The following is a 14972-nucleotide window of genomic DNA, read 5'->3' on the forward strand; positions in this document are numbered from 1 at the left end:
AAGAGAATGATATTATTTGCATAGAGGATTTACAAGTAAAGAATATGACTAGAAATAGTAAACTATCTCGCTTAATTTCTGATGTGTCATGGTCAGAATTTATTCGTCAATTAGAATATAAGGCTAATTGGTATGGTAGACAAATTGTAAGGGTAGGTAAATTCTTTGCAAGTTCACAAATATGTAATAAATGTGGGTACAAAAACGAGGAAATGAAGAATTTAAGTATAAGAGAATGGATTTGTCCTTGTTGTAATGTAACTCATGATAGAGATATAAATGCAAGTATAAATATATTAAAAGAAGGACTAAGACTAATAACAGTTTAAAATAGATAACGTATGTAAGAACCGTAGGAACTACGGGGATAGCCTGTGGAGAATTGGTAAGACATATTTCAGTATGCAAAATTCTATGAAACAGGAACCCTGTGACTTTAGTCATGGGAGGTTCAGAAATTAGCAGGAGGAATTTTTTGCATGATAAAGCTCACAGATGAAGAATTTATAATTCTTGTAAACCATATAAAAAAAGAATATGGTATTGATTTAAGCAAAAAAAGAGCACTAATTGAAGGTCGGTTATATAATACAATGATAGAGAAAAAATTTAGTTCTTTTAGTCAGTATATGAATATATTATTTAAAGATAAGACAGGAAATGAGGCTATAAACTTAATAAATAGATTGAGTACCAATCATACATTTTTTATGAGAGAACCTCAACATTTTGAATTTATACATGATAATATCCTTCCTTTTTGGGAAGAAAACAATAAATTAAGAAACTTAAATATATGGAGTGCAGGTTGTTCTAGTGGAGAAGAAGCGTATTCAATAGCTATGACTTTAGATGATTATTTTGGACATAATAAAAAATTGTGGAATATTAAGATTATAGCTACTGATATTTCAATGAATTCACTTGAAAAAGCTAAGAGAGCTACATATACAGAATTAAATGTTAATAATGTTCCTGATTTGTGGAAGAAGAAGTATTTTATAGATAATAAAGATGGTACATTTAAAATTTGTGATAAGATTAGAAAAAGCGTAACTTTTAAGCCCTTCAATCTAATGAACGATTTCTCATATCAACATTTTGATTTGATTTTTTGTAGAAATGTTATGATTTATTTCGATTTAAAAACTAGAGAAGAACTCATAAATAAATTTTATAGTGTAACTAAAAAAGATAGCTTTTTATTTGTAGGTCATGCAGAGATAATTAACAGAAGCAATACCAAATATAAATACGTAAGACCTGCTGTCTATAAAAAATAAAAGAGTATTTCTGATATATGACTTTGTGGAGGCGGTAATGTGGAACATTTTAATAATATGGTAATTGCTATAGGTGCATCTGTAGGTGGCACAGAGGCGATACTTGAAATTATAAAAGACTTGCCAAAATCGACACCAGGAGTTGTTGTAGTTCAACATATGCCGGCTATATTTACTGATATGTATGCACAACGGCTTGACAAGCAGTGTGTTATGAATGTAAGAGAAGCTAAAAATAATGATAGAGTAGAACGAGGAAATGTGTTAATCGCACCTGGGGGCTATCAGATGAAATTACATGTGAATAAAGATGGGTATTATGTAACTTGTAAAAAAGGTGAAAAAGTAAGTGGTCATTGTCCATCAGTAGACGTTTTATTTGATTCAGTTGCAGAAGTAGCAGGTAAAAATTCAATAGGCATAATACTTACAGGGATGGGTTCTGATGGTGCAAATGGACTTTTAAAAATGAGAGAAAAGGGTTCATTTACTATTGGACAAGATGAAAAATCTTGCATAGTATATGGAATGCCAATGGTGGCTTTTGATAGGGGTTCTGTTGTATTACAATTGCCACTTGCTGAAATTTCAAACTGTTTGATTAGACATCTTAATATTTAAAAACGAAAAGATTAATTTTTTGTAAATAAAAAATTAATCTTTTATTAAATTATATGGATAAAAAACCCTAGAAACTCCAAATATAATAAGAGAGATTTATATTTAGGAGGAAAATGATAATATGAAATTTTTTAAAGGCGATATGAAAGCTAAAGTTTTAAGATATGTATTTGTTTTAACCTTGACTATAATAGCTGTTTTAGCAATTAAACATGACCATATATATAATAATTTAGGGAAAGATGCTTCGATTAATTTAGATAGAAATAAAGAAGCAGTAAGTGTTATGAATAATCAATCATTACCAAAGGATACTACAAGTAGCAAACAAACTTTATCAGTAAGTACAATAGGAAGTAAAACAATAGTGAAAAATGATGAATATCTAGAAAGTACTATAAATATGCCTATAATAACAAATTCAAATAAGATTGTTGAAAGGTCTACAAATGATAAAATAAAAAATGATATCTTTGAATTTTATAATAAATCATACACAGAAGCAAAGCAATATCTTAAGGATAATCCTGATGAAGAAAATAAGTTTGTTGCAAATGTAGATTTTGAACTTAAAAAGAATACTGACTCTGCTCTTAGTATAAAAGTAAGATATTATACTTATAGTGGCGGTGCACATGGATTTTATCAAGATATAGCATACAACGTGGATATGAGAACGGGAAAATTTTTAGAACTAATGGACTTATTTAAAGATAACACTAAATACAAGGAAGTTATAGATGAAGAAATTAAAAGACAAATAACTGAGCTGGAAAAAAAGGACAAAGAAAATATCGGAATATACAATTTTAAAGGTATAAAAGAGAATCAAAATTTTTATTTGCAGGATGAGAATTTAGTTATGTATTTTGATTTATATGATATAACTCCATATGCAGCAGGAATACCAGAATTTTCAATAAACAAAAAATTAATAAGCTATATGTTAAAACCAGAATATGTAGATTTATTTAATTTGAAATAGAAATTTAAATTAAATGTTATGCTATAATATCTAGCATAGAGATTTATTAAAATTGGGGGTATAAAAATGCTACTTTTAAAAAAAGACGACATAAAAAAAGTATTTACAATGAGAGATGCAATTGAGGCTGATAAGGAAGCTTTTAGAATTTATTGTGAAGGAAAAAGTGTAAATCCTTTGAGAACCAATATACCAGTTCCAAGCCAAGATGCTAGTATGTTATTTATGCCAGGATATGTAGAAGAACTGGGATGTGGGGGAATAAAAATTGTATCTGTATTTCCTAAAAATGCTCAAAAAGGTAAACCAGTAATTCCAGCAACAGTATTACTATTAGATGGTGAAACTGGAGAAGTGAGTGCAGCTTTAGATGGAACTTATGTAACTCAGATTCGTACTGGGGCAGCATCTGGAGCAGCTATAGATGTATTGGCTAAAAAAGATTCTAAGATTGGGGCTTTGATTGGTCTAGGAGGACAAGGAGAACCACAACTTGAAGCTATGATAGAAGCTAGAGATTTGGATGAAGTAAGAGTGTTTAGTAGAAATAAGGAAAGTAGAGAAAAATTTGCAGAAGAAATGAATTTAAAATTAAGTAAATATAACACTAAAATAATTGCAGTTGAATCATCTGATGAAGCTATAGACAATGCAGATGTAATAGTCCTAGCTACTCCATCAAAACAGCCTGTACTTAACGGAAACTTAGTAAAAAAAGGAGCTTTAATAAGTGCAGTAGGTTCATATATGCCAGATATGCAAGAGTTGTGCCCAAATTGTTTAACTAGAGCATCTAAGATATTTTTTGAATCAACAGATGCAGTTTTATCTGAATCAGGAGATATATTAATTCCATTAGAAGAAGGTAAAATAAGTAAAGATGATTTTAATGGTGATTTAGGTAATGTTATAAATGGGACTATTCCTGGAAGAGAAAGTGATGATGAAATAATTGTGTTTAAAACTGTCGGAATAGGTGTACAAGATGTCGTAACAGCGAAAAGAATATACGATAAAGCAAAAGAAAACGGTATTGGAATGGACTGGAAGTGGTAAAATTTTCAAAATAAATCTATAATTAGACAAAATTATGTTATAATGTTGATAAATAAATTTTTTTATTATCTTAGTTGAGGGAGGCTATTTGTATGAAAATGGTAAAAAAGTTAATATTATCTTCGATTATGGCTTTAGTTTTAGTTCTAACTATAGGGTGTTCTAATGCAGAAGAAAAAGTAAAGTCAAATTTTGAAGCTAATTTAGCCGCACTAGAAATGTATAAATATGACGAAAAGGGGATTTCTGACGCATTAACAGAAGTTGAATATAAACAAATTCAAACTTATAATAGCAAGGACAAGGTTTCAATGTTAGCTCAATTGACTCCTCTTTATGGTAAAGAAAATGCTGAAAAGATATATGACACAATTGTTAAGTTAATTCAAGGTGTTGAAAAGACTGTAACAGTAGATTCTTCTAGTAAGGATAAGATAACTTTAAAAGTTGTAAGTAAAGCATTAGATACTAGTAAAGTAATGTCTGAAGCAAATACTTTAGTAAAATCATATGTAACTGATGAAAAGAATTACAACAAAAAAGAAAAAGAAGTTCAAGATGATATGGCAAAAATGATTATAGACCTTTACAATAAAAAACCAACTAAGGATGTTACAACTTTAATTACATATACTAAAAAAGATGGTAAATGGCAACCACCAAGCAATATACAAAAATTATGTGAAGGAATATATACAATTTAATTTATTTTAAAGACACAAAAACTATCTTTTAAACATATAATAAAATGTTTGGGAGATAGTTTATTTTATTCTAAAAATATCAAATATATTTTATAAGTTATTTACTTATTTTATAAATTATATTTTATAAATGACTTATCTTGTTAAATAACTTATCTTGCCAAGTAATAAATAAATTTTTTACTAAATAAAGTACATTTAATATAATTTGTTTTAATATTTATTGTACAATCAAATTTATTTGGTATGTTTACTAATTTTGACTATATAAAACAAACAATACAATTATGATATATCTTGATAAAACATGGTGAATAATTGTGTGTTATATAGTCGAAAATATGATATATTAATATTATATTATACGTTAAAAGTTTATTTATGTATTTTCAAAAAAGTTTTTATAAAATGAGAGGGGTGTTTTTATGGTATCAAGGCAAGAATTAAAAAGAGTGTCAAAAGCTCAATTGTCTGGAAACTGGGGTACATGTGCAATTGCTATGGCAGTATATATTGCAGTGATAGTATTAATATCGATTGTAGGATTGCCTTTTGAACCTTTAACTACTATTGTAGTAGCTATAATAGGGTTTTGCGTTGCAGCAGGATTTACATGCATGTTCTTGAAGATTACTAAAGATGAAAAAGTAAGAATAGGAAATATTTTTGTAAATGGAAGAATCTATTTAAGAAGTTTTGGACTTTATGTATTAGAATCAATAGCTGTTTATATTTATTCTTTTATAATCACAATTATAGGCGCATTTTTATCATTCGGTGTTTTACTTACTAGTGGAGCAATTGAATACCTATCAAGTGATAGTGTTGGTATAGGAACTATTATTTCTACTGGAATAACTTTAGTTCTTATAATATTTGTTCTTATGCTACCAGTTTATATATTGCTATTATATGTTTCTCAAGCTGCTTTTTTAATTTGTGAAGATAAAGATAACTTAGGTGTATTTAAAGCGATGGGTGCCAGTTTAGATATGATGAAAGGAAATGTACTTAAATTATTTGTACTAAACCTTAGTTTTATAGGATGGTATATACTGGCGATAGTTACTCTTGGAATAGGCTTATTATGGTTGATTCCATATGTAGGAGTTACTAACTGTAATTTTTACAGACAATTATTAAAAGAAAATCCAGATGTAGAGGATATATTATTGGATAAAGAAAAATCTTATTCTATGTATTAAGATAGTTTTACAGTTAAATAAAATGTATTTTTAACTTGAACATTAAAGTATTGCATGACAAAACTGTCTTTTATAAGAATTTTTTTCTTAAAAGGCAGTTTTTGTTATTAAAAAATAAATGGTTGACACAGTATAGACTATTATGATAGTTTTTAATTATAGTAATGACTATTGCGATAACCATATTTGAGGAGCGATTTTATATGGAAATAAAATTATTTGATTCAGAACTTAAAGTAATGGAAGTTCTATGGGAGATAGGAGAAAGTAAAGCAGGGGAGCTAGTAAAAATACTAAAAGAAGAAACAGGATGGAATAGAAATACTACGTATACAGTTATAAAAAAATTAGTAGCAAAAGGTGCAATAGAGAGAATTGAACCAAATTTTGTTTGTAAAGCTTTAATAAGTAAAGAAGAAGTGCAAAAACAGGAAACAGAAACACTAATTAATAAAATGTTTGGAGGGTCTTCAGAAAAATTTCTTTCAGCTTTTATTAATAAAGAAAATCTTTCAAGTGATGATATTACAAAACTTAAGCAGATTGTCGAAAAATTAAAGTGAGGTAAGATTTATGTTCATTAAATTGTTAGAAATGAGTTTTACTTCTGGAGTTTTACTTTTAATTGTTATTTTCATAAGAGCATGTTTATTTAAAAAATTACCTAAGAAGGTATTTGTATTATTATGGTTGATTGTGTTGTTTAAACTTCTTATACCAGTAAGTTTAAACTCTGGTTTTAGTATTTATAGTATAATTGAATCCGCTTTTAATGTTGAATTAGGAGCTACATCAGCTGAAGATTACACTCTTAAGGAAGTCAGTAATTCTATAGATAAAAATATTTCTAACAGTAAAGTACTATCTGATATTGAGAATTTTACAATATTGGAGATGTTAGGTATTTTGTCTTTTGTGGTTACTATTATACTGAGTATATTTTTATGCTCTAAGTATATTAAAATAATTAATCTTTTTAAAACTTCAATACATATAAAAAATCATGATTTTATTAAAAAATGGATATATGAAAATAGGTGTTTTAGAAAATTTATGGTTTGTGTATCTGAATTTACTAAGACACCACTTACATCTGGTATTTTAAAGCCACGTATTATTTTACCAAAACAAATGGATTATAGTAATAATCAGACTTTAAACTTTGTTTTGACTCACGAGATGGTTCATATTAACAGATTTGACAATATGCTGAAGTTGTTTATGCTTTTGGCTCTTGTTATTCATTGGTTTAATCCTTTAGTTTGGATAATGTTTTTTTTACTAAATAAGGACATAGAATTTAGTTGCGATGAAAAAGTAATGAATATGATTGGAGAAGAATATAGAGCTGATTATGCAACTGCACTGATAAGTTTAGCAGAAGAGAATAATCCATTTTCGATGGCAATTTACAATGGATTTGGAAAGACAAAGATAGAAGAGAGAATAGTTAATGTTATGAAGTTTAAAAAGTCAACTTATGTTACTTTTTTGGTTTCAACTGTATTAGTTTGTGGGACAAGTCTTGTTTTTGCAACAGGAAATAAGGAAATTAATGAAGTTGAATCTTTTGATTTAACAAAAAGTGAGCAAAGTAATAGAAGTGAATTTTCATTAAGCAATAAATCGACTGATTTGTATTCTTCAAATGAGGATTCTGATATTTCTGTCAGTGTGTCAAAAATATCTGTGAATAAAGAAAATGAACCTAAAAGTAATGAAGATGAATCCATGAATAAAGAAAGTAAATCTAAAAGTAATGAAGATGAGTCTGTAAATAAAGAAAGTAAATCTAATAGTAGTAAATACATGTATGTAAATAAATCAAGTAATTACAATGATATATCTTATACTAATTCATCAAATTATTTAGTTCAGAAAAATGGTTATGATGAGAATGGTTTAGTTATATCAAGACAAGGAAATTTGTTGTCAGTCAGCAAAGTTCAATATAGAACTTCTGTAAAGGAACCTTAAATCCTAGTAATATAAGAGATTTAGAATTAAAATACTATCTTGAAATAAGTTTAATTATTTTGAGATAGTATTTTTTATTAAAAAAATTATAAAGATACTTGACACAAATATGACTACCGTGGTAGTCTAAAGGTATAGTTAATAACTATTGCAATAGTCACTGATAACTATTATACCTAAATAAATCTCTAAGAAAGGAAGATTGATTATGAAAATAAAAAAATCCCTTATAGGAACAATGATTGCAGCTGCTATAGTATTAGGAGGAACAGGGTCAATATTTGCAAATGAAAATAGTGATGTATCTAATATTACACTAGATAAGTTTGATTCTCTAATAAAAGCAGGAATAACTGACCCTGCTGACTTAGAAAAGTATGGAGTAGAGTATTATACTTATGAAGAGTATGCTAAGAATATTGAAGAGTTAAAAGCATATGCTAAAGACCCTAATGAAGTTAAAGATGTAAGTCAAGAAGACCTTGAAAAAACAATTAAAATAATGGAGCAAGATTTAGAGAAGATAAAAACTGAAGGATTAAAGATTATGAAACCTATCAGAATAGACAATGGAAATGGGCTTATAAGTTTCTGTGGTAGATAATGTACTCAGCTTACAATGCTAACCTTTTTTATATATACAATGAAATGTTAATAGTATTTATTAAAAAGTTTATAAAAATACTTGACACAAAAGTGACTATTATGATAGTCTAGAGATGTAGTTAATAACTATTGCAATAGTCACTGTCAACTACAATGCCCAAATAAATCCCTAAGAAAGGAAGATTGGCTATGAAAATAAAAAAAACAATTATAAGCACAATGATGGTATCTGCTATGATACTAGGTGGAACTGGAGCAGTATTTGCAAATGGAAATGATTCATCTAAAATTACTTTACCTAAGTTTGAATCTTTAATGAAATCAGGAATAACTGACCCTGCTGAGTTAGAAAAGTATGGAGTAGAGTATTATACTTATGATGAATATGCTAAACATATTGAAGAAATGAAAGCATATGCTAAAGACCCTAATGAAGTTAAAGATGTAAGTCAAGAAGACCTTGAAAAAACAATTAAGATAATGGAACAAGAGTTAGAGAAAATAAAAACTGAAGGATTAAAAATTATGAAGCCTATCATTATAGAAAATGAAGATGGGTCTCAACTTGCTATTTCTTCAAATTATGTAGCAACTAATTAGTGTTAAATATAATCTCAAAGAATATCTTAAAACCCTAAATAAGCATGACTAAATACATTAGGCTACTGCGATGATATAAACATGTAGTTGATGATTATTTAAATATTCATTAACTACACTACCCAAATGAAGTTTAAGTTTGTTAAAGTGAAGTAAAAAAGTATTAAAAACTTAGACAAATGTAATTGAACATATTGAGTGAGAGTAAAATGAGACTCAAATAAGTAATAAAAGAGCTAAAGTCTAAGTGAAAAAAGAAGTAAGAATTAGAGGAAAAACAGAATAAAAGTAAATCAAGTCAAAGTAAAAAGTATTAAACCCAATTTGTAATGTTAACATTTTTTAATGTATGTTAAGAAATGTTAACATTATTTTTTTTTATCTAAATTAATAATTATAATATTTAGAAAATTCTAACGAAAATTAAATGTTATTTATTAGATTCATTAAAAGTTAAAGAAAATAATCGATTTAGCATTTTTAAGAGGGGTTTTAAAATTTTTAGACTTCTTGGCATAGCAATTGCTTAATATATAAATTAAATAATATGATTATAAATTTGTGGATTAATTTTATCATTACTTACTTATTAATATATATACCATGTTGATAATAAGTATATGTTGATAGCTTTTAAAGTGTATCGCTAACAAATACACTAAGCTATTAGAGGAGTATTATTTCTAAGGGGGGAGAATCATGAAACAATTGCTTACAGGAAATGAGGCAGTAGCACGTGGAGCTTACGAAGCAGGTATATCTTATGCAGCTGCTTATCCAGGAACACCAAGTACCGAAATACTAGAAAATATAGCACTGTATAAAGATGACATAATTGCAGAGTGGGCACCAAATGAAAAAGTTGCAGTAGAGTCTGCAATAGGGGCATCTATTGCAGGAGGAAGAGCACTTGCGGCTATGAAACATGTTGGAGTAAATGTCGCAGCGGACCCAATATTTACGTATGCATATATGGGGGTAAATGGTGCAATGATTATTGTGTCAGGGGATGACCCTGGAATGCATTCATCACAAAATGAACAAGATAATAGACATTATGCTAAATTTGCAAAAATAGCTATGGTAGAACCGAGCAATAGCCAAGAATGTAAAGATATGTTAAAGGCAGCTGTTGAAATAAGTGAAAAATATGATACTACAGTTTTATTTAGAATGGTTACAAGAGTATGCCATAGTAAAGGTCTCGTTGAGTTAGGAGAAAAAGAAGAAACAGTTGTAAAGAAATATGAAAGAAATCTTTCTAAATTTGATGCTATACCAGCTACTTCAAGAGTACTTAGAGTTAAGCTTGAAGATAGATTAAAAAAACTTGAGGAGTTCTCTAATGAAACAGATTTAAACTTTATAGAATGGAATGACAAAAAAATTGGTGTAATAACTTCAGGTGCTTCTTATGAGTATGCTAAAGATGTGTTTGGAGATACTGTATCATACTTAAAATTAGGATTTACATATCCTCTTCCAACTAAGAAAATTAGGGAGTTCACAGAACAAGTAGATACTGTTTATGTAATTGAAGAATTAGAACCTTATATAGAAGAACATTTAAAAGAGAATAACATACCTTGTATTGGAAAGGAAAAGATACCTAATATTGGGGAGTTAAACCCAGACATCATAGCACAATCAATCTTGGGAGAAAAAAGGGAGCTAATAGAATACAGTAAAGAAAAGATAGTAGGTAGACCACCAACATTATGTGCAGGATGTCCACACAGAGGATTTTTCTATGAGTTAGGAAAAATTAAAAATGTACTTATAAGTGGAGATATAGGATGTTATGGACTAGGAGGAGCAGAACCTTTAAATGCTAAGGATACCTGTATATGTATGGGAGGAGGTCCAGGAGTAGCTCATGGAGCACAAAAAATATTTACTAAAAATAATATTAATATGAGAACTATAAGTACAATAGGAGATTCAACATTCTTCCATACAGGGATAAATGGACTTATAGATATAATATACAATAAAAGCAATACTGTAACATGTATTCTTGATAACAGGATTACTGGTATGACAGGGCATCAAGAGAATCCTGGGACAGGATTTTCATTACAAGGTGACGTTACTGAAATGATGGATATTGAGACTATAGTAAAAGCTTTAGGATGTAAGAATGTAAAAGTTGTAAATCCTAATAAGTTAGATGAAGTTAAAGGAGCATTGGATTGGGCTTTATCAATTGAGGAACCATCAGTAATAATTACAAGATGGCCATGTGCATTAAAAAAATTTACTGAAGATGATAAAAAGAGATTTGACCTTATACCATCAGTTTGTAGTGTAGATGATGAAAAGTGCATTGGATGTAAGAAATGTCTTACAACAGGATGTCCTGCTTTGAGATTTGATAAATCTAAAAAGAAATCAAGTATAAATCAAGCTCAATGTGTAGGTTGTACAGTGTGTGCACAAGTATGTCCAGTAAATGCTATAAAAAAGGTTGGTGAAGAATAATGAAAAAGGTTAAAAATGTATTGCTATCAGGTGTAGGAGGTCAAGGTACTGTTTTAGCAAGTAAAATACTTTCTGCTGGTCTTATTGATGCTGGATATGATGTTAAGATGTCAGAAGTTCATGGAATGGCTCAAAGAGGGGGAAGTGTAACAACTCAAGTTAGATATGGTGAAAAAGTACACTCTCCTATACTTGGTAAGGGCGATGTTGATGTATTAGTTTCATTTGAAACTATGGAAGCTTTGAGATATCTTGATTTTCTAAAACCTGATGGCAAATTAGTAGTGAATGATTATGAGATGCCTTCAGCACCAATTTTAACAGGTAGAGTGGATTATCCTGAAAATATAATAGATGATATTAAAGAAAAAGTGGATGTAACAGTGATAAAGGCAGTTGATATTGCAAGAGGTCTTGGAAATGAAAAAGTTATGAATGTGGTCCTTTTAGGAGCTTTGATTAAGGCTCTACAGATAGAGGATGATATAGATTGGGAAAAAGTAGTGTCACAACAGGTCAAACCTAAGTTTATAGAAATTAATATAAAAGCTTTAAAAGAAGGGATGAATGCCTAAAAATAAAATGATAAGTATGTAAATAAAACTAGTTGAAAACTAGATAAAGGGTTAGGGTGGAAATCAATTACAAAACAATTATATGGTGATTGTAAATAATACTAGTTGAAAGCTAGACAAAGGGTTAGGGTGGAAATCAATTGTAAAATAGATTATAGGGTGATTGTAAATAAAACTAGTTGAAAACTAGATAAAGGGTTAGGGTGGAAATCAATTACAAAATAAATTATAAGGTAATTGTAAATAAGATTAGTTGTAAAGTAGATAAATAAAGGGTTAGGGTAAAATATAAATAAAAATTAAGATTAAAGTACAATCATTTAAGAGTAAGATTTTATAAATTTAAATATGGAAAATGAATATCTAATAAGCAATGGTTAATAAATAATTACAAATAAATTGTAAATTAAATAAATCTTTGACAGGAAGGAGAACTATTTATATATTAAATAGTATTTATAATATGAAAAAAGGCGATTTTATATGGATTGGAGTTCTTATTTGTATTATTGCTATCTTAGCGATACCAAGTAGTAGAGAAGTGTTTATGGCAGCAACAGGTGCACATCCATATATTGGAGGTTTTTTCAAGTTTGCTGTACTAGCTACAATGGGAGATTTACTTGGTGCTAGAATCTTGCATAAAGACTGGAAAATACCAGTAGGGGTCTTTTACAGAGCAATAGTTTGGGGAATAATAGGTATAGTTACAACATATGCGATGTCAATCTACTCAGCAGGCGTAGGTCAAGCACAAGTAGATGGTATGCTTCCTTTTGAGGGAATAGCCTTTGCTAATGCTTTGTTTAAGAGTGCAACTATGAACATACTAATGTCACCAACTGTGTTTTTATTCCATAAGGTTATGGATTGTTTTATAGACAAAAAATATGAAGTTGAAAAAGGGATTAAGGTAACACTTAAAGATGTGGTAAATGTAGTGGATTGGAATGCTTATCTTGGTTTTAGTGTTTTAAAAACTATACCATTTTTCTGGATACCATGCCATACAATTGTATTCTTATTCCCTGCTGAATATAGAGTAATTGCCTCTGCATTTGCATCTATAGCTTTAGGTCTAATATTAGCTTTAGCCAATAAATCTAAGGTTACAAATTAAGTTTATTGATGAATCAAAAATATTATTTAAACTAGGAATAATCTTTTAAAATAATAATCTTTAAAATAGTATTACTTAGAATAACTAAGCAATATTTTCATTATGAAGCAATATTTTCATTATGAAGCAACATTTTATTAAAAATAAATATACAATTTCAAAGAAAACTAAATTTGCGAGTACTGTTTTTAAGAAGCTTAAAATCCCCCATTTAAAGTTTTAAGATTCTAAAACAATAAGTTATAACTACAAAAATGGCTGTTAGGACTATGATACTTATAAGTTAAAATACTTATAGTATAGATTAGTTCATAACAGCCATTTTTTATTTTGAATCAATAATCTAAAATAAATTCTAAATCAAACTTTAAATTAAAGGGTTTAAAGAAGCTATTCTAGTTGTAGCCACGTAAACTCTAGATATTTCATACCATGTTTTAAAATCTACCACTCCACTTTGAGGTAAACCAAAGATTCCTTGGAATATTCTAACTGCATTTTCTGTGTCTGTTCCATATATACCATCTTCTATTACCTTTGGTATAGCTGGGTAAGAGTTGGATATGGCATTTAACTGATTCTGTATAGTTCTAACATATTGTCCAGTAGAACCAACTTGTAATGTAGTCCCAGGGAATGATACAGGGACACCACTTACTATAGGCGCTCTTTCAAATACTATCTCATCTCCATAATAATATCTTAGTATGCTTTCGTAGTCGTATCCTTGGTCACCTAAATCTTTACTTCCCCATTGAGTCATTTGGTTAGGACATTGAGATTTTTGACCATCGCAATATTGTGCTAATAGTGGCTGTCTTGCTGTAGGAGGTCTTTTTATAAATGTGTTAAATATTGCATCTACAACTACATTAATTGGTTCAAATAAGTTTCTGTTGTTTATAAATTTATGGTCATATGCAGTTGATGAAGTTATTGTAAAATTATATCCTTTATTTCGATACCACTCAGTAAATACCCTATTTAAAGTAAATGATATTATAGCTATTACATTTGCATAGATTGTCTGTTGAGGCCAAGTTGAATATATTTCAGATGAGGCTATGTTTTTAATATACTCTTTAAATTGAATCCAATAGTTTGGAGCTGATGAATCTTCTGGCAAACCATCATGAACTACTATAAATTCAGGTACTACAGGGTTATCCAATACAACAAAACCAGTAGGAGGAGGTAATGGCTTTGAGTTACTTTCTGGAATTTTAGGAGGATAAGTACCGTATAGGGTATGTTCTCCTATATCAAAAATCAATTCACTTTGTCTTGAGAAAGAACGTTTACTTCTTGTTCTAGGAAACATGGGAACTCCCTGTCTCGCTTCAATTGTAGCTAATAATTGCGTTCCTTCTATGACAACTGTTTCATATCCATCTGCTATGGCTTCTACTATATACTGGCTGTAAGGTCTAACATCAGATGGTTGTAGAGAGTAATCTACATCTGGTGCTGGTAATACTAATCCAGTCACTTGACCAGATTCATTACTCGTTAGGTTTTGGTATAAAGTTGATGAGCTTTGGCTACCATTAGACATTGAATATATATTTACTGTTGCATTTTGAATAGGTCTATTGTTAGTAGCATCGATTATACTTACTGTTAAGAAACCATCTTGCATCAAATCACCCTTTCTTTAAATGAATTTAGTTCCCTTATATTTCAAGATATGAATATAGCTTGAGATTTGTTAAATAATATAGATATAAATTTAAATTTTTTAAAATATTTTAGTATATTT

General features: G+C 28.9%; 15 protein-coding genes. 14 read left to right on the plus strand and 1 reads right to left on the minus strand.

What is annotated here, in order from left to right; genetic code table 11:
* The 14 genes from Q3223_RS08145 to Q3223_RS08210 all read left to right on the plus strand — a co-directional run.
* A partial coding sequence (locus Q3223_RS08145; RefSeq protein WP_407811828.1) for an RNA-guided endonuclease TnpB family protein occupies positions 1-329 on the plus strand: 329 nt, incomplete at its 5' end.
* A gap of 150 nt (positions 330-479) precedes the next feature.
* Positions 480-1283, plus strand: a complete 804-nt coding sequence (locus tag Q3223_RS08150) for a protein-glutamate O-methyltransferase CheR (RefSeq protein WP_223152745.1) — start codon at positions 480-482, stop codon at positions 1281-1283.
* A gap of 39 nt (positions 1284-1322) precedes the next feature.
* Positions 1323-1904, plus strand: a complete 582-nt coding sequence (locus Q3223_RS08155) for a CheB methylesterase domain-containing protein (RefSeq protein ID WP_407811829.1) — start codon at positions 1323-1325, stop codon at positions 1902-1904.
* Between the two features lie 121 nt (positions 1905-2025).
* A complete protein-coding gene (locus tag Q3223_RS08160) occupies positions 2026-2889 on the plus strand; it encodes a DUF3298 and DUF4163 domain-containing protein (RefSeq protein ID WP_231301172.1) in 864 nt (287 codons plus the stop codon).
* Positions 2890-2955: 66 nt separating this feature from the next.
* Positions 2956-3945: an ornithine cyclodeaminase family protein gene (locus Q3223_RS08165; RefSeq protein WP_227832225.1), complete on the plus strand. Its 990-nt coding sequence runs from the start codon at positions 2956-2958 to the stop codon at positions 3943-3945.
* A gap of 92 nt (positions 3946-4037) precedes the next feature.
* Positions 4038-4649, plus strand: a complete 612-nt coding sequence (locus Q3223_RS08170) for a hypothetical protein (RefSeq protein ID WP_054269069.1) — start codon at positions 4038-4040, stop codon at positions 4647-4649.
* A 425-nt stretch (positions 4650-5074) separates the two neighbouring features.
* A complete protein-coding gene (locus Q3223_RS08175; RefSeq protein WP_054275831.1) occupies positions 5075-5854 on the plus strand; it encodes a DUF975 family protein in 780 nt (259 codons plus the stop codon).
* A gap of 203 nt (positions 5855-6057) precedes the next feature.
* Complete coding sequence (locus Q3223_RS08180; RefSeq protein WP_054269071.1) at positions 6058-6417, plus strand: BlaI/MecI/CopY family transcriptional regulator; 360 nt, start codon at positions 6058-6060, stop codon at positions 6415-6417.
* 10 nt (positions 6418-6427) lie between these two features.
* Positions 6428-7831 carry a M56 family metallopeptidase gene (locus tag Q3223_RS08185; protein WP_407811830.1) on the plus strand — a complete coding sequence of 468 codons (1404 nt, stop codon included), beginning with the start codon at positions 6428-6430 and terminating at the stop codon, positions 7829-7831.
* A gap of 208 nt (positions 7832-8039) precedes the next feature.
* Positions 8040-8435, plus strand: coding sequence for a hypothetical protein (locus tag Q3223_RS08190; protein WP_407811831.1), 396 nt, complete (start codon positions 8040-8042; stop codon positions 8433-8435).
* A 191-nt stretch (positions 8436-8626) separates the two neighbouring features.
* On the plus strand, positions 8627-9037 hold the full coding sequence (locus Q3223_RS08195) for a hypothetical protein (RefSeq protein WP_227832227.1): 411 nt from the start codon (positions 8627-8629) through the stop codon (positions 9035-9037).
* 699 nt (positions 9038-9736) lie between these two features.
* Entirely contained in the window at positions 9737-11518 is a 1782-nt protein-coding gene (iorA, locus tag Q3223_RS08200; protein ID WP_074179063.1) for an indolepyruvate ferredoxin oxidoreductase subunit alpha, read from the plus strand.
* Positions 11518-12093 (plus strand): indolepyruvate oxidoreductase subunit beta, encoded by a 576-nt coding sequence (locus tag Q3223_RS08205; RefSeq protein WP_054275834.1) that lies wholly within the window; start codon positions 11518-11520, stop codon positions 12091-12093. Before iorA ends, Q3223_RS08205 begins: the two co-directional genes overlap by 1 nt.
* Before the next feature lie 463 nt (positions 12094-12556).
* Positions 12557-13213, plus strand: a complete 657-nt coding sequence (locus Q3223_RS08210; RefSeq protein WP_054269077.1) for a hypothetical protein — start codon at positions 12557-12559, stop codon at positions 13211-13213.
* A 367-nt stretch (positions 13214-13580) separates the two neighbouring features.
* On the opposite strand, the gene sleC is transcribed toward Q3223_RS08210, so the two are convergent.
* Positions 13581-14852, minus strand: a complete 1272-nt coding sequence (gene sleC / locus Q3223_RS08215; protein WP_054269078.1) for a spore cortex-lytic germination protein SleC — start codon at positions 14850-14852, stop codon at positions 13581-13583.
* Positions 14853-14972: the final 120 nt, after the last annotated feature.

The sequence above is a fragment of the Clostridioides sp. GD02367 genome (assembly GCF_045900275.1).
GTDB classification, from domain to species: domain Bacteria; phylum Bacillota; class Clostridia; order Peptostreptococcales; family Peptostreptococcaceae; genus Clostridioides; species Clostridioides difficile_A.

What these genes read in the sequence shown, in the direction of transcription:
- Q3223_RS08150 (WP_223152745.1), top strand. Translation starts at nt 480, where the DNA reads ATGATAAAGCTCACAGATGAAGAATTTATAATTCTTGTAAACCATATA.
- Q3223_RS08160 (WP_231301172.1), top strand. Translation starts at nt 2,026, where the DNA reads ATGAAATTTTTTAAAGGCGATATGAAAGCTAAAGTTTTAAGATATGTA.
- Q3223_RS08165 (WP_227832225.1), top strand. Translation starts at nt 2,956, where the DNA reads ATGCTACTTTTAAAAAAAGACGACATAAAAAAAGTATTTACAATGAGA.
- Q3223_RS08170 (WP_054269069.1), top strand. Translation starts at nt 4,038, where the DNA reads ATGAAAATGGTAAAAAAGTTAATATTATCTTCGATTATGGCTTTAGTT.
- Q3223_RS08175 (WP_054275831.1), top strand. Translation starts at nt 5,075, where the DNA reads ATGGTATCAAGGCAAGAATTAAAAAGAGTGTCAAAAGCTCAATTGTCT.
- Q3223_RS08180 (WP_054269071.1), top strand. Translation starts at nt 6,058, where the DNA reads ATGGAAATAAAATTATTTGATTCAGAACTTAAAGTAATGGAAGTTCTA.
- Q3223_RS08185 (WP_407811830.1), top strand. Translation starts at nt 6,428, where the DNA reads ATGTTCATTAAATTGTTAGAAATGAGTTTTACTTCTGGAGTTTTACTT.
- Q3223_RS08190 (WP_407811831.1), top strand. Translation starts at nt 8,040, where the DNA reads ATGAAAATAAAAAAATCCCTTATAGGAACAATGATTGCAGCTGCTATA.
- Q3223_RS08195 (WP_227832227.1), top strand. Translation starts at nt 8,627, where the DNA reads ATGAAAATAAAAAAAACAATTATAAGCACAATGATGGTATCTGCTATG.
- iorA (WP_074179063.1), top strand. Translation starts at nt 9,737, where the DNA reads ATGAAACAATTGCTTACAGGAAATGAGGCAGTAGCACGTGGAGCTTAC.
- Q3223_RS08205 (WP_054275834.1), top strand. Translation starts at nt 11,518, where the DNA reads ATGAAAAAGGTTAAAAATGTATTGCTATCAGGTGTAGGAGGTCAAGGT.
- Q3223_RS08210 (WP_054269077.1), top strand. Translation starts at nt 12,557, where the DNA reads ATGAAAAAAGGCGATTTTATATGGATTGGAGTTCTTATTTGTATTATT.
- sleC (WP_054269078.1), bottom strand. Translation starts at nt 14,852, where the DNA reads ATGCAAGATGGTTTCTTAACAGTAAGTATAATCGATGCTACTAACAAT.